Source organism: Desulforhopalus sp. IMCC35007 (genome assembly GCF_005116575.1).
GTDB lineage: Bacteria > Desulfobacterota > Desulfobulbia > Desulfobulbales > Desulfocapsaceae > Desulforhopalus_A.
On sequence record NZ_SWCN01000005.1, the window covers coordinates 218,846 to 243,137 of the forward strand.

The 24,292-nt window shown below is 44.5% G+C and carries 14 protein-coding genes and 1 pseudogene; 7 read left to right on the plus strand and 8 right to left on the minus strand.

Annotated elements, in window-relative coordinates:
* Positions 1–225 precede the first annotated feature (225 nt).
* From FCL48_RS07610 to FCL48_RS07625, 4 genes are all read left to right on the plus strand, one after another.
* Positions 226–2,058, plus strand: a complete 1,833-nt coding sequence (locus FCL48_RS07610) for a SulP family inorganic anion transporter (RefSeq protein WP_136871659.1) — start codon at positions 226–228, stop codon at positions 2,056–2,058.
* Positions 2,059–2,633: 575 nt separating this feature from the next.
* Positions 2,634–3,539: an iron dependent repressor, metal binding and dimerization domain protein gene (locus FCL48_RS07615; RefSeq protein ID WP_169309126.1), complete on the plus strand. Its 906-nt coding sequence runs from the start codon at positions 2,634–2,636 to the stop codon at positions 3,537–3,539.
* 1 nt (position 3,540) lies between these two features.
* The gene (locus FCL48_RS07620; RefSeq protein WP_136871661.1) at positions 3,541–4,359 is read left to right on the plus strand and encodes a FeoB small GTPase domain-containing protein; all 819 of its coding nucleotides are present in this window, start codon (positions 3,541–3,543) and stop codon (positions 4,357–4,359) included.
* A gap of 98 nt (positions 4,360–4,457) precedes the next feature.
* Positions 4,458–5,882: a nucleoside recognition domain-containing protein gene (locus FCL48_RS07625; RefSeq protein WP_136871662.1), complete on the plus strand. Its 1,425-nt coding sequence runs from the start codon at positions 4,458–4,460 to the stop codon at positions 5,880–5,882.
* Between the two features lie 244 nt (positions 5,883–6,126).
* Here the strand turns inward: FCL48_RS07625 and FCL48_RS07630 are convergent, their stop codons facing one another.
* From FCL48_RS07630 to FCL48_RS07660, 7 genes and pseudogenes are all read right to left on the minus strand, one after another.
* Positions 6,127–7,791 carry a response regulator gene (locus FCL48_RS07630; protein WP_136871663.1) on the minus strand — a complete coding sequence of 555 codons (1,665 nt, stop codon included), beginning with the start codon at positions 7,789–7,791 and terminating at the stop codon, positions 6,127–6,129.
* A gap of 48 nt (positions 7,792–7,839) precedes the next feature.
* Positions 7,840–8,184 (minus strand): annotated as a pseudogene (locus FCL48_RS25865) (PleD family two-component system response regulator); the annotation flags it as partial.
* Positions 8,185–8,197: 13 nt separating this feature from the next.
* On the minus strand, positions 8,198–8,785 hold the full coding sequence (locus FCL48_RS07640; protein ID WP_136871664.1) for a chemotaxis protein CheB: 588 nt from the start codon (positions 8,783–8,785) through the stop codon (positions 8,198–8,200).
* Entirely contained in the window at positions 8,786–9,610 is an 825-nt protein-coding gene (locus FCL48_RS07645; RefSeq protein WP_136871665.1) for a protein-glutamate O-methyltransferase CheR, read from the minus strand. It lies immediately after the preceding gene.
* Between the two features lie 20 nt (positions 9,611–9,630).
* A complete protein-coding gene (locus FCL48_RS07650) occupies positions 9,631–13,545 on the minus strand; it encodes a response regulator (protein WP_136871666.1) in 3,915 nt (1,304 codons plus the stop codon).
* A 15-nt stretch (positions 13,546–13,560) separates the two neighbouring features.
* Positions 13,561–14,616, minus strand: a complete 1,056-nt coding sequence (locus FCL48_RS07655) for an ABC transporter substrate-binding protein (protein WP_136871667.1) — start codon at positions 14,614–14,616, stop codon at positions 13,561–13,563.
* Positions 14,617–15,484: 868 nt separating this feature from the next.
* Positions 15,485–15,787 carry a helix-turn-helix domain-containing protein gene (locus FCL48_RS07660; protein WP_240744782.1) on the minus strand — a complete coding sequence of 101 codons (303 nt, stop codon included), beginning with the start codon at positions 15,785–15,787 and terminating at the stop codon, positions 15,485–15,487.
* A 221-nt stretch (positions 15,788–16,008) separates the two neighbouring features.
* Here FCL48_RS07660 and FCL48_RS07665 point away from each other — a divergent pair, with 221 nt between their 5' ends.
* Both FCL48_RS07665 and tsaA read left to right on the plus strand, forming a co-directional pair.
* Complete coding sequence (locus FCL48_RS07665; RefSeq protein ID WP_136871669.1) at positions 16,009–16,512, plus strand: lactoylglutathione lyase family protein; 504 nt, start codon at positions 16,009–16,011, stop codon at positions 16,510–16,512.
* A gap of 461 nt (positions 16,513–16,973) precedes the next feature.
* Positions 16,974–17,528 (plus strand): tRNA (N6-threonylcarbamoyladenosine(37)-N6)-methyltransferase TrmO, encoded by a 555-nt coding sequence (gene tsaA / locus FCL48_RS07670; protein WP_240744783.1) that lies wholly within the window; start codon positions 16,974–16,976, stop codon positions 17,526–17,528.
* A gap of 449 nt (positions 17,529–17,977) precedes the next feature.
* Here tsaA and FCL48_RS07675 read toward each other — a convergent pair whose 3' ends face one another.
* Complete coding sequence (locus FCL48_RS07675) at positions 17,978–20,026, minus strand: methyl-accepting chemotaxis protein (protein ID WP_169309128.1); 2,049 nt, start codon at positions 20,024–20,026, stop codon at positions 17,978–17,980.
* Between the two features lie 833 nt (positions 20,027–20,859).
* On the opposite strand from FCL48_RS07675, the gene FCL48_RS07680 reads away from it, so the two are divergent.
* Entirely contained in the window at positions 20,860–24,267 is a 3,408-nt protein-coding gene (locus FCL48_RS07680) for an ABC transporter substrate binding protein (protein ID WP_136871671.1), read from the plus strand.
* The last annotated feature ends 25 nt before the right edge of the window (positions 24,268–24,292 follow it).

Here is a 24,292-nt window from a genome sequence, read left to right on the forward strand (position 1 = left end):
CTGAAATTGTAAAGGATAAGAGCGCCGGCCATTGGTTCTTGAAATGAATAAATCCCTTATTAGAAAAAAGTCTCTTTACACCCTCAGATTGTTGGTGGATTGCTGCAACCCTTGAAGTTTGTAGTAGAGCTGGTTGGCTGAACGCAGTCTATTTGAAATGATGTGTTTGCTCGTAACAGCCGGTGGATTGTACTGATAGAAGTCCTTCTTGATAGGAAAAAAAACATGAAAAAACGATCTGCTCGTAGTCAAACTGTCGAAAGAGCGGAGTGGATTTATCGATTGTTGCCATTTTTACTCTGGTGGCCTCATGTGACCAGGAAAACACTGCGCGCAGACTTGGTCGCGGGACTTACCGGATCCGTTGTAGCTCTCCCCCAGGGAGTAGCCTTTGCCACCATCGCCGGGATGCCACCGGAATATGGCCTTTATACAGGAATGATACCGGCTATCATAGCCGCTCTGTTCGGGTCTTCATGGCTGCTTGTTTCTGGTCCCACGACTGCCGCTTCTATCGTACTGTTTTCCTCGTTGAGCTTACATGCCACTCCCGGTAGTCCTGAGTATATCCAGCTTGCTCTCACCCTGACCCTGATGGTTGGATTGATTCAACTGAGCATGGGGCTTGTTCGCTTTGGCTCTCTGGTCAATTTCATATCCCACTCCGTCATTGTCGGGTTTACTGCAGGAGCTGCTTTATTGATCATTGCCAGCCAGTTAAAACATTTTTTTGGCCTGACCTATCCAAGAGCCGTAAATTTTCAGGACTCAATCTACAACTTCTTGCTGCATATAAAAGAAATCAATCCGTATACGACAACTGTTGCTTTGCTTACAATCATTGCAGGAGTACTGGTGAAAAAATATCGACCAAGTTGGCCTTATATGATTGTCTCAATGCTTGTGGGGAGTGTTGTTGCGGCGGTAATTATTTCTCTGTTTGGCAAGGAAACTGCAGCTATTGCAACGGTGGGTGCCCTGCCGGCAACACTGCCACCACTCTCCCTGCCTCACCTGACGATGGGCAATATCAAGCTCCTGGCTCCTACAGCTCTGGCAATGACACTTTTTGCTCTGACCGAAGCGGTATCCATAGCCAGATCTCTTGCAGACAAAACGGATCAGAATCTCGATGGCAATCAGGAATTTATAGGTCAGGGACTCTCAAATATTATTGGTCCTTTTTTCAGTGGTTATGTGGCTACCGGTTCTTTTAACCGGAGCGGCATGAATTATGAAGCCGGGGCTAAAACCCCTCTTGCTGCAATATTTGCTGGAATGTTGCTGGTCCTGGCAGTTCTTTTTATTGCCCCTATGGCGACCTATCTGCCAAATTCAGCGATGGCGGCGATTTTGTTTCTTGTTGCCTGGAAACTGATTGATCCACACCACATCATAAAAATTGTCAAAACCAGCAAAACAGAAACAGTGATCCTTGGCTCGACCTTCCTGGCGACCCTGTTTCTTGAACTGCAGTTTGCTATTATGCTTGGCATTATGCTGTCATTGGCAATTTACCTCAATCGAACGTCCCACCCCAAAACATTGGTGCGGGTACCGGACCCTCGACAGGAATCCAGGGCCTTTATCACCGATCCCATGCTTCCGGAATGTCCGCAACTCAAAATCATCCGGATCGATGGCTCACTCTATTTTGGAGCAGTCAACCACGTCAGGAACAACCTGCAACAACTCATGCAGGCAAAGCCCGAACAGAAAAACCTTCTGCTCATAGGAAGCGGCATTAATTTTATTGATATGGCAGGTGCAGAACTGCTGCTTCAGCTGGTAAAAGAGAGAGAGGCCGCTGGCGGGCATCTTTATTTTTATGACATGAAGGAAGGGATTTGTAATCATTTTAAATTTTTGCAATATCTTCTTGATATAGGAACGGATAACATTTTTGTCTCGAAAACTGAGGCTATTTCCGAAATATTTACGAGACTTGATAGGTCCATATGTAACAATTGTTCTTCAAAAATATTTCTTGAATGTAGTTCAACTGCTGTTGGCTCGGCAGCCTTTGTTTGTTCAAATACAGATAAGGTGCCGGAATGATATGGTAAAAAATAAATTCAAGGTGTCTTTTTCAGCAATCCATGGTAGGTAATAACATATAATCTCTTTATATTACCCAATCAGCCGTTTCTTCTAGCAGTAAAAGCTCTTGACCACCTCGACTGAAAGAGTTGGTACAGATCGGTCAAATAGTTGGCGGCAACGCTGCTCAGTTTTTTCTTCAGAGGAATATCGTAAACCGGATTGGGTAAGATTTTAAAAATAGAGGAGGGGAGACAGGGGGATTATTAACTATTAACACATAAGATTTTTTACAGCTTATTCTCGGTTGCTTTAAACAGGGGCTTTAATAGGAGTTGAACACAAAATTTCAGACATAAAAAAGCGCGTATCCAATGATCGGTAAGTGCTTGAATCTATAAGTTAGTGGCCCAAGAAAACTCATATTCGTCCTCCCCATCCAAAAAAAAGATAGCGATACACGAAAATATGCAGTCCGTTGAATGAACAGACAAAAAGGAAGGATTCTTGAATTCTTTATTTTCAGTTAGTTATGCACTACCATATAAAACGGTTGATGGTGGAGAAATAAATTTTACGCGAATGTAATGGATATGAACGAACAGACTCTGATACAGCATACGCTGAAGTTCCTCGCAGAGTGCGAATATGAAGGACTGAGTGCTTCAGCCGAAACAATTGCCGGAAAGCTTACGCTTCCGCCCGGACAGGTAGATCAATTGCTGCAGGATCTGCGGGAGGCAGAGCTGCTCGAGGTGGACTGCTTCGAGCTGACGGCAAGCGGTAGGGAATATGCACTTCATGTGCTCCAGGCGCATCGCCTCTACGAAACCTACCTGGCGAGAAAGACAGGACTCCCGGAATCTGTCTGGCACAAGCTTGCAGATGAACGGGAGCATGCCCTATCGAAAGACGATGTCAAGAAACTGGCCGAAGAACTTGGACATCCGCGCTTCGACCCGCATGGTGATCCTATTCCAACGTCAACGGGCGAGATGCCCGTAAAGCGTGGAAAGTCGCTGGTTGAATATCCCGCCAATTGGGCTGGCCGTGTGGTGCATATTGAGGATGAACCCTCCAACCTGTATTCCCGCATTGCCGAGGCTGGAATTACCACGGATACCGTGCTTCGAATCGAGCGGAGAAATGAAAATGAAATGCACATTCGTGTGGAAGGAGAAGCCTTTATTTTCCACGATACGGTTGCTGCACAGATAACTGTGGTTGAGCTGGAAGCGGGTGAAACCTATGATGACTCCGTTGAACGGCTGTCCAGCCTCCGCATTGGAGAAAAGGCAGAAATCATTGGTATGTCCTCGTTGTGCAGGGGACTTGAAAGGAACCGACTGCTCGATCTTGGAGTAGTGCCCGGGACCGTCACTACCGCAGAGTTAATGAACCCCTCGGGCAGTCCCGTTGGCTACCGCCTTCGCGGCGCCTGTATCGCGTTACGAAAACAGCAGGCTGATCATATACGCATCAGAAAAGTGAGGCAGTGACATGGCAATGCAAGCGCATCCCACCACATGTAAAGACTGTGCGGCCCCTACTAGCTCCAGGCTGGAGAGATTGGGAGTAAAGCTCGGACAGTCCGATTTTGTGGTTGCTCTGGCGGGCAACCCGAACACGGGAAAAAGTACCGTGTTCAACTCTTTAACCGGTCTCAGACAGCATACCGGAAACTGGCCCGGTAAGACAATTGCCAGGGCCGAAGGCGGCTTCTCCTATAATGGCAAGAAGTTCAAGTTAGTCGATCTCCCGGGTACCTATTCTCTGCTTTCAGCCACCGAGGATGAAGAGGTAGCCCGGAATTTTATTCTGTTCGGGCAGCCTGACGTGACAGTGGTTGTGGTTGACGCAACCCGTCTTGAGCGGAACCTCAACCTGGCCCTGCAGGTTCTGCAGATAACCGACAAGGCAATTGTCTGCGTAAATCTGATTGATGAGGCCCGGGCGCATGGGGTAACCGTCGACGGTCGTGGTCTGGCTCGTGATCTGGGTGTGCCTGTGGTTCTGGCTGCGGCTCGCCAGGGCGAAGGGATCGATCAATTGCTCAGGGAGATTGACGATATGGCCAACGGACGCAGTTCCTGTCGCCCGCATCGCTTGAAGTATGATATCCCGACTGTTCAGGAGAGTATTGAGGAACTGGTGGATGCCCTGGCGAAGGAGTTTCCTGGAATGCCACATTTGGAATGGATCGCTTTGAGACTGCTTGAGGGGGATCCGCGTATTGTACAGGCTGTTGCCTCCGGAGAAATTGGAATACTGGAAAAAGACCACGTAGCAACAGGCACGATCAGCGCCTGCGGCAACTGATGGATGTTGCGTGTAAAAGACCGCACGCCTTCACGCCGCCGAATTTGACCGAATTGGCTTGGATTGTTACCTTACCTATAGCTTTGAGAAACTGAGATATGAAACCGGAAGAAATTGTTGAGCGCGCCAGCGAGCTGCGCTGGAAACTCCCCCAGGATTACCATGATCGCTGGGTTGAAAGCATCTATGCAGAATCAGGCCGTATCGCCTCCCGTAATGTTGAGCAGCAAGGTAAGGGTCACCGGCTCACCTGGGAGCGACGTCTGGATTCTCTGTTAACCAATCGTTGGACCGGTATGCCCATCATGGTATTCATGCTGGCAACGGTGCTATGGCTCACCATTGAGGGCGCAAATCTTCCGTCTGGCTGGCTGGCGACCATCCTGGTGGAGAATGGCCACCCTTTTCTTAAAGGGTTGGCGGACTCTGCCCATTTGCCCTGGTGGCTTTCTGGAGTGCTTATTGACGGACTGTATCTGACTATGGCCTGGGTTATCAGTGTTATGTTGCCACCTATGGCTATCTTTTTTCCACTGTTTACCATCTTGGAGGACTTCGGCTATCTTCCCCGGGTCGCCTTCAATCTTGACCACCTGTTTCAACGGGTCGGTGCCCACGGGAAGCAGGCACTGACTATGAGTATGGGGTGGGGATGCAACGCTGCCGGAATTGTGGCCACTCGGGTAATAGATTCCCCGAGGGAGAGGCTTATCGCCATTATCACCAATAACTTTGCTCTATGTAACGGTCGATGGCCGACCCAGATATTACTTGCGACAGTGTTTCTGGGCGTACTGGCACCCCCAGCGATCGCCGGGTTGGTTTCTGCCGGTGCTGTTCTCGGTGTGGCGTTGCTGGGCGTTATGCTAACCTTCCTCTCTTCCTGGATACTTTCGCGCACTGTGCTAAAAGGTGAGACCTCGACATTCACTCTGGAGTTGCCGCCTTTCCGTCCACCGAATCTGCTCAGGACCCTCTACACATCACTCATCGATCGAACCCTGATTGTCCTGTGGCGGGCCATCGTTTTCGCTGCGCCAGCGGGTGTTGTGCTCTGGTCCATCTGCAACATTCAATTGGACAACACATCGCTTGCCCAGTGGATGATCAATATCCTGAATGGACCCGGGTGGCTGATTGGGCTCAACGGGGTGATTCTGGTTGCGTATATTGTCGCTATACCTGCAAATGAAATCGTTGTTCCCACCGTACTTATGCTGACCGTCATGACGACAGGCGTTACCGGAGTAGGGGAGCAGGGAGCGGGCGTGATGTTTGATGCAAGTGGGGACTCGGCTCTTGCGTTGTTGCTCAATACCGCTGGCTGGACAACACTGACTGCTGTCTGCCTGATGCTGTTCAGTCTCTGCCACAACCCGTGTTCAACGACAATTTATACGATATGGAAAGAGACCAAAAGCCTGAAGTGGACGCTTGTCTCAACACTGATGCCAGTCGTTTTCGGGATTGTCATTTGCGGATTCGTTGCTTTTTTCTGGCGCATGTTCACCGGTTGGTCATGAACTTGTTCCGAACTCGGTTCTCTTTACGTGCCCATGTTTTCTTTAATTAAGGCATCAATAGCTGGCTGATTTAAGAAATAGATAGACCAGCTGATAATGCTGAGTTAGCCGTTTCTGGTATTTGCATAACAAAGGCCACTTGAATGATTTTATGATAGGAATTTTCAATCAGTCAAGAGACCGTGGCGATGAAGACAAAGAGTTTTTGCACATTTTTCGCAGATTCTCAATCGCTTATCCTGATCTATGTACTTAGCTGTTTATCAGGATTGTATTCATCAAGAACCTTTCTTACCATCTGAATCAGCGTGGCCTTTTCAAATGGCTTTGGTAGAAACGCTTTTGCTCCTATATCTATCGCCGCATTATCCGTAATCCGCTTGTTGTAGCCTGTTGCAATAATAACTGGAATGTCTGGTCGTATAGCAAGAAGATTGCAAGTCACCAGGTCACCAGGCATTTTCGGCATGGTCATATCAGTTATAACGAGATCAAAGAGATTGGGATCTGCTCTAAAAAGTTTAACGGCTTTTTCACTGTTTGTCTCAAAACTCACTACATAACCTTGGCTTTCTAGCATACGACTAACTATCTTACAAATTGTCAGTTCATCATCGATCAGCAAGATTCTCTCACGACCTGATGGTAATTCCCCGTCATTTTTACAATCCTCTTTTTTATCCTCTTGAGTTGTGGTCGGAAGAAGAATGGTAAAAACTGTCCCATGCCCCACCTGGCTTTTAACCGATATATGACCATTACATTCTTTAACAATATTTTGTACTGTCGCAAGTCCCATACCGGTACCTTCTTGAATCCCTTTGGTGGTGAAGAAGGGTTCAAAAATAGACTGAAGGATTTCTGCCGGGATACCACAGCCATTGTCTGAAATTTCAAAGCATTGGTAAAGGCCGGGCTGCATTTCTGAAGAAATCGGTAGATTTGATTTTTTCATAACCACATCACGTAGCGATAATTCAAGCAAACCATTTTCGTTCATTGCATACGAAGCATTGGTACATAGATTCATGACCAGTTGATGGATTTTGACTGGATTTGCCAGAACAAGAGAACTGCTGAAAATATTTTCTCGTATCTCAACTGAAGCAGGAATAGTAGAGCGGAGAAACTTGATTACTTCTTTGACAACAAGATCGACCCGTACTGGCGCAGGTTTCTCATCAGTTTTTCGTGCGAAATTGAGGATTTGCTTAACCAAATTTTTTGCTCGAATACCGGCTATATAGACCTGTTGCAGATCTTCCTCCAATGGTGAGTCTTTCTCAACTCTTTTCAGCGACATATCAGTGTAGCCCAACACCACAGAGAGAATATTGTTGAAATCGTGAGCAATACCACCAGCAAGAGATCCGATAGCTTCCATTTTATGGGCCTGTATGAGCTCTTTTTGCAATTTTTTACGAGCAGTAATATCAGTTGAAATATGAATAACTTTCTCCAACTGCCCTTCTTCATTGCATATAGGTGTACAGGAAACTATGTATGTTCTTCCAAAAGATTGAACTTCTGCCTCGGTTACTTCTAATTCCCCAGATTTGAGGATCTCAGAAAAAGGGCAACCTGGTGCTGTACTATCGCTATTGTGGAAAATAGTGTTGCATGTTTGGCCGACTATATTCTCAAGCGTTAGACCTGTCTGGTTAAGAGTAGCCCTGTTGGCTGCGATTATTTTATGATCTTTATCAAGGATCATGGTCATGTGGCCAATAGCTTCAAAGATTTCCTGCCATTCTTTTTTCGTTTTGAGGAGCTCTTTTTCGGCCTCCTCTCTTTTGTCTATTTCAGCGAGAAGATTTTGTATTGCTTTGTTAAGATGTTCTGTTTTCTCAAGGACCTTACTCTCTAGAGTGTTGTTCGCCTCAATAAGTTTCTTTTTCGATTCGTTCAATTGCCGTTTCTGTTGATCGAGAGTGAGGAAGACGTTTATTTTGCTCAGCAGAACTTTGGGATTATAGGGCTTAACCAGAAAATCAACGGCCCCGGCATCGTACCCCTTAAACACATGGTAGTCGCTGGAATAGACTGCAGACACAAAAATAATAGGTAATTCGCTGGTCTTTTTTTCGCTGCGCAAAAATTCAGCTAGTTCATACCCATCCATATCGGGCATATTGACATCAAGAAGTGCGAGGGCAAACTCATGGTTGAGTGAGGCTACAAGAGCAGCATTGCCACTCTCTGCCCGTATTATTTCTACCTTTGTTTCCTTGAGAATCTGCTCCAAGCTAAAAAGGTTCTCTGGCTTATCATCAACTATGAGTATTTTAGGTTTTTCGTACAAAATACTGACCTCTCTATTTACTCTGCGTGTTATTTAAAAGGTGGTGTAAAAAACTATTTATTTCTGCAACCGTTAGGACTTTATCTACATGTCCTGTATTAATGGCAGCACCTGGCATCGTGGGATATGCTGCCTCTTGTAGATCCTGAGCAATGGTTAACCCACCGTATTGCTTAATGGTTCGTATCCCCTCTGCACCATCATTATTTGCCCCTGTGAGAAGTATGCCGATAAGCTCAGGACCCCAGGCCACTGCTGCACTTTCAAAGAACACATCAATAGATGGTCTGGAATAGTTGACTTTTGCATCAATGGATAGAGAAAACGTTTTATCCATCTCCACTAGCAGATGATAATTTGCCGGTGGAAAATAGATATGGCCAGGCCGAACTTGTTCTTTGTCGGCTGCTTCATTCACTGTAAGCACGGTCTGTCGGCTGAAGATTTCAACCATACTTCCATCATCATGAGGATGAAGATGGCAGATGATTATAATTGGCAGGTTTACCTCTTGTGGTAGGTGTGACACTATATCCAAAAGTACATCCAGAGATCCTGCAGAGCCTCCAATCGTTATTGCTTTATAGACGTTATGGAGCATCTAACTTATTTTCTGATAAATTTTATTCTTCGCATCAATTTCTCTAAACCTGTCATGATGTTTTGAGTACAAGAGACTTTCTTTTGCTCCCAGGCATAAGAAACCACCATGAACGAGGCTATCGTCAAATAACTGCATAACTTTTTCCTGTAATTCTTTATTAAAATAGATGAGCACGTTACGACAGAGTATCAGGTGTGCCTCTGTGAAAACTTGGTCTGTTACCAGATTGTGATTGGCAAAGGTGAGCGTCTCCTTAAGTGTACTCTTTACTACCATTGCGCCATAGTTAGCCTGGTAATAATTGGAAAAGGAATATTTTCCTCCTGTATTCTGATAGTTTTGGCTATATTTTTTAACGTTTTCCAGAGGAAAGATGCCTTCTTTGGCTTTTTCCAGGGCACTGTCATTAAAATCGGTGGCAAAAACGGTTGTTCTCTTGCCCAAATTCTCCTCTTCCATCAGAATTGCCAATGAATATGCCTCCTCTCCAGTGGCACAACCTGCATGCCAGACCTTTATGTACGGATAGCTTTTCAGAACAGGGATGACTTTGTTTCTCAGAGCAAGAAACATGGCTGGATCTCTAAACATCTCAGTTACGGTTATAGAAAATTCTTTAACCATTTGACCAAAAAACACTTCGTCGTGAATCAACATGGGTATCATCTCAGAGATTGAGCCAGCCCCCACAAGCTGCATAAACTGTATTATTCTCCGACGAATAGAAGCTCTGGCATAATTCCTGAAATCGTAACCGTATCGGCAGTATACAGCCTCGAGCAACAGTTGGATTTCCAGGTTTTCAATATCACTTAATTTCATTACTTTATCCAGTTACGAGCTTATCTGTAAAGCCAGACGCGCATCATGGAGAGCAAACGATTAATGTCCACCGGTTTTGCCAGATAATCATTAGCTCCGGCTGCAATACAATCGTCTTTATCCCGTTGCATCGCTTTGGCTGTCAGAGCGAGAATAGGCAGTTGAGCAAAGCTGCTACGTGCTCGAATTCTTCTGATGGTTTCGTAGCCATCCATCTGTGGCATCATGATATCCATTAAAACCAGATCCACATCGTCTCTTTGGTCAAGTATTTCAAGAGCTTTTCTGCCGTTTTCTGCCTTTATTGTGTTTATACCTTTGTCATTTAACACTTTTGACAAGGCAAATACGTTACGCATATCGTCATCGACGATGAGGATGTTTCGACCTCTCAAATTTTGATCTGTATCATGCAGTGACGATATCATCTGCCGTTTTTCCTTGGACATTTTACCCACTATACGGTGCAGGAAAAGGGATGTCTCATCAAGCAGTCGCTCTTCTGAGCGTACACCTTTGATGATGATAGATTCGGAGTACTTTCTGAGTTGGTTTTCCTCTTCCAGCGATAGTTCTTTTCCTGTGTACACAATAATTGGTGGGAGCGAGAGTGATATATCCTGCGATAGTTTTTTTAACAGATCAAAGCCGGACATGTCAGGAAGTCCCAAATCCAATATCATACAGTCATAATGTGTCTTATGAAGCGCGGTGATGGCATCTTTTCCATTGGCAACCTCATCGATAACAACATCATTTTCACCGATGAGTTTGCAAATTGCCCGGCGTTGATTTTTATTATCCTCAACAAGTAATATATCCTTCATCTCTTTACTGATTACAGACTCGAGGTTGATTAGTGCAGCCTCCAGCTCTTCAAGACTTACGGGTTTGGTCAGGTAGCCAATAGCACCTTTGATAAAAGCTGTCTGAACAGGACTATCTGCAGACATAAAGTGAACAGGAATATGACGCATTGACGGGTTTTCTTTGAGCGCTTCAAGCACCGCCCATCCATCGATTCCAGGCAGTTTGATATCCAGTATAATGGCCTTGGGTTGATGTGTTTCTGCAAGTGCAAGGCCTTCTTCACCGGTGTGAGCGACCAGAACTTTAAAACCTTTGTCTTTACAGAAACGCAACAGTGTTGTGGCGAAGTTTTTATCATCTTCAATAATAAGAACGGACTTGTCCTCAGGAGAGAAACACCCCTTGTCGTCTGTAACGCAACTATACTGTTGGTCTCTGTTTTTAATACTTATAATGGGTGTTTTGACACATGTGTCGCTGTCCAGTGTCGGTATGGTAGATACAAGTGATGGTGCTGCCAGAGGAGAGGGAAGGGCGCTGAGATCCTTTGGTAAAAAGAGTGTGAAAATCGAACCTGTATGTTCCTTGGTTTCAAGTTGAATCTCACCACCGAGAAGCTGAGCAAGTTCCCGTGAGATGGACAGTCCAAGGCCGGTTCCTCCATATTGTCTGTTGCTACCGCTCTGCACCTGTTGAAAAGCCTCAAAGATAAGCTTCTTTTGATCTTCAGGAATGCCTATACCGGTATCTATTACCGCAAAGGCCAGAGTGTTTTGACAGGTGAGGTTTGGTTGATTGAACACCTGATTTTCATCAGGTTGGTAAATTTTGACAACAACTCCTCCCTTGCTGGTAAATTTAAAAGAATTGGCAATGAAGTTTTTTAATATTTGTTCAATGCGTTGTCCGTCACTTATGATAGTTGAAGGGGTATCAGTGCTGATAGTAATTTCAAAAGATAGACCTTTATCTGTAGCGAGCTGCCTGAAGGTTCTATTGAGGGAGTCTCGTAAAACGGTTAATGGCATCTCGGAAATTCTCAATTCCATTTTTCCGGCTTCGATCTTGGAAAGATCAAGTATTTCGTTGATGAGAGAAAGTAGATCGTTGCCACTGTTATGAATGATTTGAGCCGATTCAACCTGTTCTTCGCGTAGATTTCCTTCTTTGTTGTCTGCAAGCAGGCCAGAGAGCAACAACAGGCTATTGAGTGGTGTTCGCAATTCATGGGACATGTTTGCCAGGAACTCGGACTTATATTTACTGGCACTTGCCAGGTCTGTGGCTTTTTGCTCAAGATCCTTGCGTAGCTGTTCCAGGGATTTATTCTTTTCTTCAATAAATTTTTTATGACGTTCAAGGTAGTTTGTTTTTTCTTCAAGCTCCTCATTGGCAGCTTGCAGTTCTTCCTGCTGCTCTTTCAACTTGCTTTCAGACGTCATTAGTAATTGAGTCTGTTCTTCGAGCTCCTCGTTTGAAGCTTGTAACGCTTCCTGTTGTTGATATAATTCTTCGGCTTGTTGTCTGGTTTGCAGCAAAGCAGCATTGAGATCAAACCTGGATCTGGCCGAGGCGAGGATTATAGCAATACTGCCGGCGGTCTCTTCCAAAAACTGATTTTCAGATTTATTGAGATTCTTAATCGCACCCAATTCTAACACGGCTTCAACCTGATCGTTGTAAATGCATGGTACAATGACCAACTGGCTTGGGGCCACACTACCTATACCTGAGCTTACAGAAATATAGTCTTGAGGAAGATCTGTTATCTTAAGGATTTTCTTTTCATATGCGGCCTGGCCAAGGAGGCTTTCACCTGTCTTGAAGGATTTTAGAAATCCTGCTCCGGGTTGAAATGCATAACCTGCAGTATATCTGAAGGTTTCATTGCCATCATAGGCATACATGAGACCAACTTGCTGCTTGAGATAACTGGCAATAAAGGTGATTACATTTGTGCATATTTGTTCTTGTGACTGGTCTCCTCGTAACTGATTGTCAAGATCTGTAATACCTTTTTCTAACCACTTTTGGTGCTTATCGTATTCGTGTGCCGCCTCAAGACTTTCAGCCATGAGATTAAAGGATTCCGTAACGGATCCTAATTCGTTCGAGCCGTTAACCGGAATCCTGTGAGAGAGATCGCCCGCACCGATCAGTTGTGCACCCGATTGTAGCCGAAGCAATGGTTTAAATGTTTTTATTGAAAAATAGAGAGAGAGGAGCACGGCAATAGCAAGGACAATCATGAGCAGGATGGTCTGTCTTTTGCTGATGAGATTTACAGCAATAAGCGCTTCATCCACAGGTTGGGCGACAACAATGAGCAGCTTGGGTTCAGCCACCTCGTGAGCATTGGATATTACTTTGATATTATAGCGATTAAAGTATGTTCCGTTGGTATTTTTATTTTTGGCACCAGCTGCAAAATCCTTAACTATAGGATTATATAGCGCATTTTCTCCTGCCAGGACGGCACTATGGTCAGGATAAGCTATATACTGTCCCTCAGTGTTAACCACATAAACGTAGCCCGTCTCTCCAACTTGTAAGTCAGGTATAAAATTTACCAGCTTTTCCATATCGATTTCAACGACTAGTACAGCGGTAACCTGTCTATCCATGGCGCTGAGTAAGGGAATCTTCGCATTTAAGAGTAACAGATTGTCCTTGTTTTTATATAAAGATCCAATAGTACTATGAAGACTTGCTGTATTACTGAAATATTTGTGGTCAGCATTTACGCCGAAATCTTTGAGGTTGTATATAGTATCGCGGCCGATTTTTACGAATTCGCGACCATCGGATTTTACTATGGCCAGGGTATAAAGAGAGGGGTTTGATGATATCAGTAATTGTAGAATCGATTCCTGATCCGTTATCTCTGCACTTTCAAGTTCAGTACCTTCGGCAACAAGTTGGATCTTTTCCAGTGTACCGCTGAGAGAAACTTCGATCAGCTTTGCAGCATTGTAGGCTACTCTCGTTTGAATCTCAGCAACCGATTGCAAACGGACGTGACGAATGTCTTGAATCGTGCTGATACCAAATCCGGCTAGAGGAACAATGGCCAACAGGAGAATGAACACTGTCAATCTGACGCTTAACCGATTCCACCATTTCATAATGCGCTCTTTCGACTAAAATTGAATATCAACTATCTGATCGGCAATGCGCCAGACACGACTGGTAAAGTGTAAGCCGAGTCTTTCAACTATGTTTTTGTTGATTATAAGCTCGATTTTTTCAGGGGTTTCTATTGGAATGTCCTTGGGGGCTATCCCTTTTACTATCTTGTGTACCAACCGTGCAGCCTGCCTTCCATCATTGTACTGTGAACCACAATATGAGGCGATTGCACCAGATTCAATACTTGTCATGTCATGACCAAATACAGGAATTCCCTCCTCCATGGCTTTAGGGAAGATGATTGTTTTCAGAGCCTTACGGATTGGTGCAATTGGCAGCTCGAAGATAACATCAATGTGTGATTTTGACAGTGCTGCAGTTGCCTTAATAATATCGTCCTGGGTTTCCACTTCTACAACCTGCAATTCAAAACCTAGCTCGTCAGCACTTTTTCTTGCAACAGCCAGTGATTGAACTGATGGTACTATAGATGGGACATGGAAACAGAAAAGCTTTCGAGCTTTAGGGAACATTTTCCGGATAAACCAGAGTCTTTTGGCCATTAGCTTCGTATCATTGGTATCTATTCCTGTGAAATTATTACCGGAACTTGCCATGCTAGCTACAATTTTTCGTTCAACTGAGGATGCGGCCAAGAGAAAAACAACGGGAATACTGCTTCCCGCTGAGGCAAACAGCAGGGCATCAGCCTCTATGCCTCCGGCGGCTATTACCACGTCAGGTTTCTCTGCAATCAGTTCTGCTGCAAGCTCTGGGAGTTTGTCTCGATCTCCTGCAGCATCCTTTATCTCATAGATAAAGGTGTTTCCCTCAGCCCTCTCATGTAAGGCAAGTCCATCTTGTAAGCCCTTAATCGGACTATTACGTATATTGCTGGACTTGAGAATAGTGACACGGATAGATTTGGCAAAAACGGTATGTGCCTGAAAAATGGTTGTATATACAGTTGAGAGTAAAAAGAATAAAAAAATACAAGAGAATTTCTTTAGAGGTGGCAGGCTAGGTGTTTTAAGCTTTTTCTCATATAAAGAGCTTTTCAACATCATTTTGAGTCACTCCGTGTAGGTGGAGAATTTTCGTTTTTTATTTGCATTAAGTTTTCCTGTCTTGAGACATCAGAACAAGCCCAACTTGCATCCACCATCCTTGGCGGTACAGCGGGTTTTTACATGAGCACTGAATGTCAGTTATCCGATCAGAACCACGTTCTTAATTATGTTACCAATAAAGTGTCTTTTAAAAGTATTATCATGATTCTAGCCGCTTATGTTAGCGTCAAATAGTCAGGCCAGATATCTCTATAAAATAGTATAAGTAAAAGGCTATCATAATATAAATGGCGAGTCCAATTTCTTTAAGAAGAGTGCCGAAACTATGTAGAGTACAAGTTGAGTTCTAAGGCCATGTTCAAGGCAACGGATATGAATGTGCAGAGCCGCTCGCCAGATTACGTGCCAGATTTGGGAGATCAGGGATATATATTGTCCTGCTATAGAAATTCCAGTTTCTCTATTACTGGTATAAGATTTGAGAAATAAATGAACCCAAGGTGGATTTTTGTATTTGATTGACGGAATTATCACCGGACTTGATTACATGGTGCGTCGAAATCATGAAGAGATATAGGATGTTTAAACAGTGTCTGGATCCATAATGGAAGAACTGGCCTCGGATATCGCAGTAAGGTTGTAAAGATATGGAAGTGAATATTGTTCAAATGGAACTGATTCCAGTTCAAGGTACCCCGTTAATATTGCCACATCTAGGGCCCAATTTCCTGTCAATTCCTAAATTACAGGTGTCAACTCATGTTCCCTAACATTTGAAAGACAACTATTGTCACCTATTTTCCAATGTGGCACGGTAAGAAAATCAGACATCATGACATTTGCGATTATCATGCGGAAAAGGTTATCAGGTGTTGTCCACGTCTTTAACCTCCTCAATACCTAATTGCGTTACCGCCCAGGTGTGCATCATTTTAAGAATCGGAAACGCAGTTTTTCCAAGCTCGGTAAGAGTATATTCAACACGGGGTGGAACTTCAGGGTATACGGTCCTTACCACCAGTCCATCCCGTTCCAACTCTTTGAGCTGCTGAGTGAGCATCTTCTGGCTCACTCCCGGTACGATTCGTTCCAGCTCCATATATCGTTTCGTCCCGTCATTTAGGTGCCAGAGCATCAAGCATTTCCATTTTCCGCTTAACATATCCATGGATATCTCTACCGGACAATGATACTGCTTCTTCTTCCACTGAATCATTATTTCAAACCCTTCCTCAAAAAAAAATCTCTCGGTACGCCATATATCTCAGCAATTCAAACCAAAAGGTTCGTGTCGAACCAAAGGGTGCCTTCTTGTTCCATTACTTCAACTGGTTATCTTTTACAGTGTTCGAAACAGGCATAAACTAACCACAACACCAGGAGATAACAATGACATATCCAAGAACATTCTCCCATATCGGGATATCTGTAACTGATTTAGAAAAAGCTGTAGAATTTTATACCAAAGTACTTGGCTGGTACGTCATCATGCCTCCGACTGAAATTGTATCAGACGATTCTGCAATCGGAATAATGTGCGATGATGTTTTCGGAAAAGGCTGGGAGCGATTTAAGATTGCCCACCTTGCAACCGGGGATAGAGTTGGCGTAGAAATATTTGAGTTCAAAAACGCTGAACTCCGAGAAGATAATTTTGAGTTTTGGAAGAACGGAGTATTTCATTTTGCTGTTCAGGACCCTGATATTGAGGGCCTTGCTGCTAAGATTGTAGAACACGGCGGCAAGCAGAGAATGCCGGTCAGAGAGTACTATCCAGGTGAAAAACCCTATCGTATGGTATATTGCGAGGATCCTTTCGGTAATATAATTGAGCTATATTCCCATAGCTACGAATTGACGTACTCCGCTGGTGCATACCAGGATAAACTGTAGAGCCCTCCCAAAAAACGTACCCTGCGTTCTTGCAGGGTACGCTGATTCCAAAAGTTACCCTTGTTTTTTAAAAAACAATCAGCCTATCGGACCATTGTAGATATTTTCTTGTACTGAATGTAGCCCTGGCCAAATTGTACGGTTACAATTGGCAGATGACCCATGTTTTGAGACGACTGGTAACACTTTTTTTTATTTCGTAATACGGACTCTGGTGATATATTACCTGCAGTGTAGGCAAACAAGCTGGTACCTTCACGGTAGAAACTACAATTACGATGTTCACGAAAAAATCAGGGTAGACGTAGGAAGGAGGATGTTGAATAGTGCCTTTTGGTTGCTCACTGCTTGTTCAATAGAGATTGTATGGCAGAAGCGAACTAAAATCAGCAAGAGCCATCGCGGCGTTCTCCTCAACCATCCGTAGAATAGTGAATTGAATACCAAAGAGGACATTAAAAATGAATATGAACAATCCTTATCAAACGACAATGCACATTCATCCTGTTGGCACGGTATCTAGCCCCATCAAAGATCTCTCACTGAAAGCCGGAGAATCAGGTCTTGAACGTCAGGAGAATGACGGAGAAATCAGAGAAAACCACCAACGGATAAAGGAAACAGTTTGTGATTTGGTTATTGCCAAGGAATGGCAGGAACTGCTTGACGGCATTGAGGAGTTTTCTCACGCCCTTGTACTTTATTGGCCGCACCTTCTGGATACAGACAGGCGGAGGATTAAAAAAGTTCACCCCATGGGGAGAAAGGATCTTCCGTTGACCGGCATTTTCGCCACGCGCAGCCCGGCCCGTCCCAACCCAATCCTTGTATCGGTGGTGAAAATTGTTGAAAGGGAAAAAAATATTTTGAGAGTTGTGGGACTGGAGGCAGTCGACGGAAGTCCTGTTCTGGATATCAAACCACATGTCAAATCGTATGATACCTTGGAAAACCCAAAGCTAGCACCATGGATGGAACAAATCCAAAGAGAACTCGAAGGTGAGGATGTCAAATAAAAACGGACATTGTTGTGACGCGTCTTTTCAGCCCTGTTTACTTTTCTTTTCGTTTTTTTGAGGTTGTAAATTTTTATCTCCTCTTCCTCTTTTGATCGGCAATAACGAAAACGTCTCATAACAAACGAAGGGCTCAAAGCTGCCATTTTGAGCCCTCCTGCAGGTATCCCAGCAAACACTTGTGGCTAAGCACGGTTCTCGTTGTTGCTCAAGAGGGAAGAATGGAGATCAATGCACTGAAGGCAGGTCCAACAGACTCTTATAGGCAAGTGACCATTATCTTTTGTAGCTGGTGATGACTCGATAAGAAAATAATCCACAGTAACCAGGGCAGACCATGGTTTCAATCATTTAAAATATATGCAATTGCGTTTGCCTGTTGCCACCTGTCAGGAAAGCCTGTGCAAATATAATGTTTGAAAGCTTGTCACTTCAGTTTTGAACCTCTCTCATACCTTGAAGCGGCCCGTGACTTCTTGCATCTTAGCTGTCATTTCACTCAGATTAGCAGCACTTTTACGCACCATGGTACTACTTTCAGTCAACTCCAGAGAGGAGTGGCTGACCTCAGCGATATCCTTGGCGACTTCTCCTGAAACCATGGATATCTGAGATACGTTGCTGGCCACTTCCTGAAGGCCGGTTGAGGCCTGTTCAATATTTTCAGCAATGTCGTTGGTGGTGGAGGTTTGATTTTCCACGGCGGAAGCAATGGAGTCAACTATGGTGTTCACCTCGTTGATGACCCGGAGAATTTCCTGGATCTCATCCACAGTCTTGCCGGTTGAATCTTGTATTCCCTTGATCCTGGTGTTGATCTCGATAGTGGCCATGGCGGTCTGTTTGGCCAGTTCTTTGATCTCGTTGGCAACTACCGCAAAACCTTTTCCTGCATCTCCGGCCCTCGCGGCTTCAATGGTGGCATTCAGGGCCAGAAGGTTCGTCTGCTCGGAGATCTCAGTAATGGTTTCAGTTACCCTGCCGATCTCCTGAGCGGCATCTCCTAGGACGCTAATCAGTTCATAGGAGCTCCGGGTACGCACCACAGCCTCATTGGTCATGGTCCGGGCGTTTTTGGTGCTGCCGGCAATCTCTTTTCCCGCTGCGGCAATGGTTCCAGTGGATTCAGCCACCGTACTCACATTGACCGCAGCTTCTTCTACAGCAGCGGCTACGGTGTTCATATTAATGCTCATCTCTTCGGCGGCAGCGGCTACACCATTAGCCCTGGATTGAATATTTGATGTCGCCCCGCTCATCTGTTCTGCGAGAGCTGCCAGCTCCTGCCCAGAGTGGTTCAGGGTAACGCCGTTGTTTTGAATCTGGCTGATCATCCCGCCAAGAGTGGTGAGCAACTTGTCAATGGAACGTCCAAGAACTCCAATTTCGTCTTTAGCAGTAAAGCCCATTCGTTTCGTCAGGTCTCCCTCTCCTTCGGCAAGGTCAAGAGCAACATGGATTGCTTGGTTCAGTCCTCTGATCAAGCTCAAAGAAGTGGTTATCACAAGCATAATGCTGGCAGCAAGGATGGCGACAAAACTGACCCCAATTATGGTCAGCTTTCTCTGCATGGTTTTGACCTGTAAAATAGCAGACTGGATAATGTTTTGTGCAAGTGTATCATCAACGCTCTTAAGGAGATTGATTTTATTCGTAATGGTCTTGAACCATATTTCCGGATCAATCCCAAAGGTTTTTGTGTTGTCTAGGCCGACGTTCAACGCTACCTGTCGCATGCGCGCCACTTCATCGACATCGTTTCCGCGAACGGTTTCATTATAGATTCTCATAGCTTCGACGGTTGATTCGGCGCGAAAGGCGTCGAGATAATTTTCTTGGGCAGCGAGAAGTTGCAGGAAGCGGCTGTAGGTCTCCGTGGTAAATGAACCTTTGCTGAATACGGCACTTAGAGTGGCCCGTTCTATTCCAGCTCGTTCCTTGCCCTGAAGAAAATTGACATAGGCAAAGAGTTGAGTGGTGATTCCAGGGTTATCGCTGAGATGGCTTGTGGCGGAAATGGTATCCAGGAGTGTTTTAATAAGGGCAGTGTAGTAGTGAATGACCTCTTTTGTTTCCATCTGCTGGCTACTGACCTTTTGCCGGGTTCTGTCGAGTTCCTTGAGGATAGTTTCAACCTGGCGGGTTTTCACGGCGAGTGTCGCTCCTGCAGCTTGTTCCTGGAGAGTGGTCAACGATTTTCTATAGTTCGCAGATTTCTCGTCGGTTGCAGTTCGTTGGTTATCGAGGATTACCTCAAATTTTGTTCCCTTACTGGCGAGAAATCCAGAAGAGGCCCCACGTTCTTTTTGTAGCTCGTGAACCAGCAGGCTGATCTGCCCACTGAATTCGACCATGGTGATGATATTCTTATCAGACCGGACCTTGGCATAAGTCGTGACCAAATTGATACCGGAGGTGACGAGGTAGCCGCACATGGGGAGCAAGATAATGAGGCCGATCTTAGTTTTGATAGAGAGATTCTGTAGGAGATGTTTCATGTCATGTTTTCTTCTGTTGATTGCATTATTAAGCGAAAGTTCCATCAGCAATGATATCACTTTTTGTTGATAAGCCATATCGCGAGGTGAAAAAAAATGAAAAAATTTGTGGCGATACATCAACACATCATTTGTAAGGTACAAATCAGGGATCTGGTGTGTTTTATGTAGAGGTGGACGCGAAAGACTGGACAATGAGGATACCAATTGGGGTTGGAGTCTTTGTCTTGTAAAGAGCACCGAAATAAATACTGCAAGACTCAACGATATAAAAATCTCTGGAGCTATTCCAGAGGGCATAAAGACGGATAATGGTGTAAAATTAAATAGATAAACCTGAAACCTATACTTTTAGCAGAAGTGAGGACTACAGTTATTGGGGATTAACTGTATTGTTAAACTCAGACCCCATAGAATCAGGGATTAATCTCATAGATCAAATAAGAGGCTATAGTAGAGCCGAGCTAGAGAGTAACATCGCTCAGGTTGCGGTGATCATGAGGCCTAGCCTCGGCGAGAGAGACATACGAAGATATGCAGGTCATGATCAAGCAGGGCATGTACCTTGACACAACACTGTTTTTCTCGTCTATTTATTCGATGTTCCTTTATGTTTTTCGCAAATTTTGTTCGGGAAAAGGGTGGTCAAGTTGACCCAACAAGCTGCTACCTTGAAAATATGAGTGCCCTTGAAGCTTGTCGTGATGTGAAATTTGGTTGTATAATTCATACAGTACCCTGTCCCGACAGACCATTTTAAAGTGATCCTCATTGGGACAAAAGTGATTGAGGGTTTACCAGAAACGAAGTCTCTGAGGAGGAGACAAAAAGATATGAGGAAAATCAGCATAAAATGGGCAGCATGTTTTATCATCATTTTCATCCTCGCTCCCCTGGCATACCCGAGAGATGAGCCTGTCAAAGTCCTTATTCTCAATTCATACCACAAAGGTTTTCCCTGGACTGATAATATTGTGAAAGGAGTGGAGGCTGTTTTTAAACCTGAAGAAACTAATTTTGAACTGAGTGTAGAGTATATGGATACCAAGGCCATGGGCTATAGCGCAGAATATCAACGAAAGCTCCATGATCTCTACCTTTACAAATATAGCGGGCAGAAATTTGATCTCGTAATCTCCTCTGATGACGACGCATTCGATTTTTTAAGAGAATATCATGAAGAATTGTTTCCTGGAACTCCTGTAGTTTTCTGTGGGGTGAACAATCGTATTGCACCAAATATTATAGATCACAATACGTTCACGGGGATTCTTGAAACTACCGCCCATAAAGAAACTATTGATTTGATCCTGAATAATCACCCACAGACAAAAAAAATATTTCTTATAATTGATAAGAGTCCATCAGGAGAATATCAGTGGGAAATCTTGGAGCAAAGCTTTACCCGTTATAAGGGTATCGATTTTATCCGCCTGTCTGATGACCTTTCAATAAAGGAGATTGAACAGATCCTCTCCGGCCTTACAGAGGATGCCGCTGTTATTTTTTTTACGTTGTCACAAGATAAATCTGGCGCATATCTGACATTAAAAGACAGTGTAATCCGGGTGACAAGGGCAAGTAAACGGCCCGTATACACGACACATTCGATGGACGTGCTCTATGGAGCGGTGGGGGGGAAGGTCCTTGGAGGCTTTCATCATGGAGAAAATGTGGCTGCTCTTGCCCAGCGCATCCTTGGTGGCGAAAAGGTGAGCAGCATACCTGTTGTCGAAGTGAGCCCAACCCAATATGTATTTAATTTTGAACAGCTTAAAAAATGGGGGATCGAACTCTCAAAACTTCCCAAAGAGAGCATTTTCCTCAACAGGCCAGTCTCAACCTACGAAGACTATAAGGTCCTGATATGGTCTGTTGTTGTAGCTATAACATTGCTCGTTTCGATCATTTTTTTTCTGCAGGCAAATATCATGCGACGTAAGGTGGCGGAGGACAAACTGAGAGACAGTGAGGAACGATTCCGTCTTGCTTTTGAAAAGGCCAATGACGGCATATGTCTGGTAGCCATAAGTGGCGAGATCCTCAAGGTGAATCAACGGATGTGTGACATCTTTGGCTATAGCTCCCAGGAATTGGAAAGCATGACTGTAAACGACATTGCCTGTGCAGAAGATAAGGAAGTGAGCCCAACCTTTATGAAAAAAAGCATGGATGGGGAAATTGACCACGCTATATTCGAAAAAATGTATACCCATAAGAATGGCAGGATGATACACGCTCAAGTTTCAAATACTATGGTAAAAGATAGCGCAGGGAAACCCTTATATTTCATCTCTCACCTGCAGGATATCACCGACAAAAAGAAAAATGATGAGGCGTTTCGTGCAGGACAGGCCAAGTTAAAGGCGGCTCTAGATAGCATGACTGATGCGGTTTCTATCTCTGATGAAAAGGGCAGGCTTATCGAATTCAATGAGGCTTTTGCAACCTTTCATCGGTTTGGCAGCAAAGCCGAATGTTATAGTGTTTTTTCAGAGTATCCTGAAATTTTAGATGCTTTTTCACCGGATGGTACACTGGTACCATTGGATATGTGGGCAGTTCCCAGGGCTCTGCGGGGTGAAGTTGTAATAGATTCGAAGGTTATCTTAAAACGTAAAGACACCGGAGAGAGTTGGATTGGCAGTTATAATTTTGCTCCCATTCGCAACAAAGAAGGTGAAATAATTGGCTCAGTAGTGGTGGGGCGGGATATCACTAAAGAGACGGAAATTGAACAGGAGATTATCCACCAGCAACAGCTGCTCAAAGCGATTGTTGATAACATTCCAGTCCTTATTACCCTGTATGATCCAAAAACCAGGGTTTTGCTCACCAACAAAGCGTTTGAAAAAACGATCGGCTGGACCAACGAAGAGTTCCAGCACATGGATATCATGGAGGCATGCTATCCGGATCCTCAGCATAGAGCTGAGGCCGCTGAATACATGGAGAAAGTTTCAAATGAATGGCAGGAATTCAAAGTCACAACCAAAAGTGGTGGAACCATCGACAGTATCTGGTCCAATGTTCGTCTGGAAGATGACACCCGGATTGGTATCGGCATAGATATCACCGAAAAAAAGCAGCTTGAGTCAAATCTCAATCAGGCGTACAAAATGGAATCGCTGGGCACTCTTGCCGGTGGAATTGCCCATGATTTCAATAATATTCTATCGGTCATCCTGGGGTTTACCGAATTAGCCCTTGCTGGTGCAGAAAAAGAGACCCCGGTGGAGAATGATCTCAGAGAGGTGTATGCAGCAGGAGTTCGGGCCAAAGAACTGGTGACCCAGATTTTGACCTTTGCCCGCCAGTCTGATGAGACACTCAAACCAATTGAAGCTGGTCTTATCGTTAAAGAAACTCTTAAATTTATTCGGTCGACTATTCCGACGACAATCGAAATAAGGCACAATATTGAAAGTACATCCCGCATCCTGGGAAGTCCAACTCAGTTGCATCAGATCATGATGAACCTCTGCACCAATGCTGCTCATGCCATGGAGGAAAAAGGTGGTACTCTTGAAATCACACTACGGGACAGATCTCTTCATAGAGCCACGGAAACCGTTACGGGTGATTTAAAACCTGGAGAATATATTGAACTCAAAATTTCTGATACGGGATGCGGGATAGCCCCTCATATAGTTGACAGAATTTTCGAGCCTTATTTCACTACAAAGGGCCCGGGAGGGGGAACGGGAATGGGACTCGCTCTCGTTCATGGGATTGTCGAGATATTCAACGGTAAGATTATTGTAGAGAGTACCCAAAGAAAAGGAACGGATATAATCATTTACCTGCCAATCTGTAAAGAAAGCATCCTCCAATCACCAGACAATACGGAAGAGTTACCCACAGGGCAGGAACGAATTCTATTGGTCGATGATGAGGCCCAGGTCGCATATATCGGTAGTCGGATTCTTCATCAGTTAGGCTATTTGGTAACAGTAAAAACCTCCAGTCTAGAAGCGCTTGAGCTTTTCCAGTCGGATCATGCCGATTTTGACCTGGTAATCAGTGATGTTACAATGCCTAAGATGACCGGAGACCAGCTGGCGAGCCATTTCAGGGATATCCGACCGGATATCCCAATCATTTTATGCAGTGGCTATACAAAGAGGTTTTCAGAGGAAGAAGCTTTAAAAGCAGGAATCAAGGCCTTTATTAATAAACCGATTGTCAAAGCGGACTTGGCTGTGACGGTACGAAGAGTATTGGATGAGGCCAGGACCTGATGTTGACATAAGTTGATTCCTCATC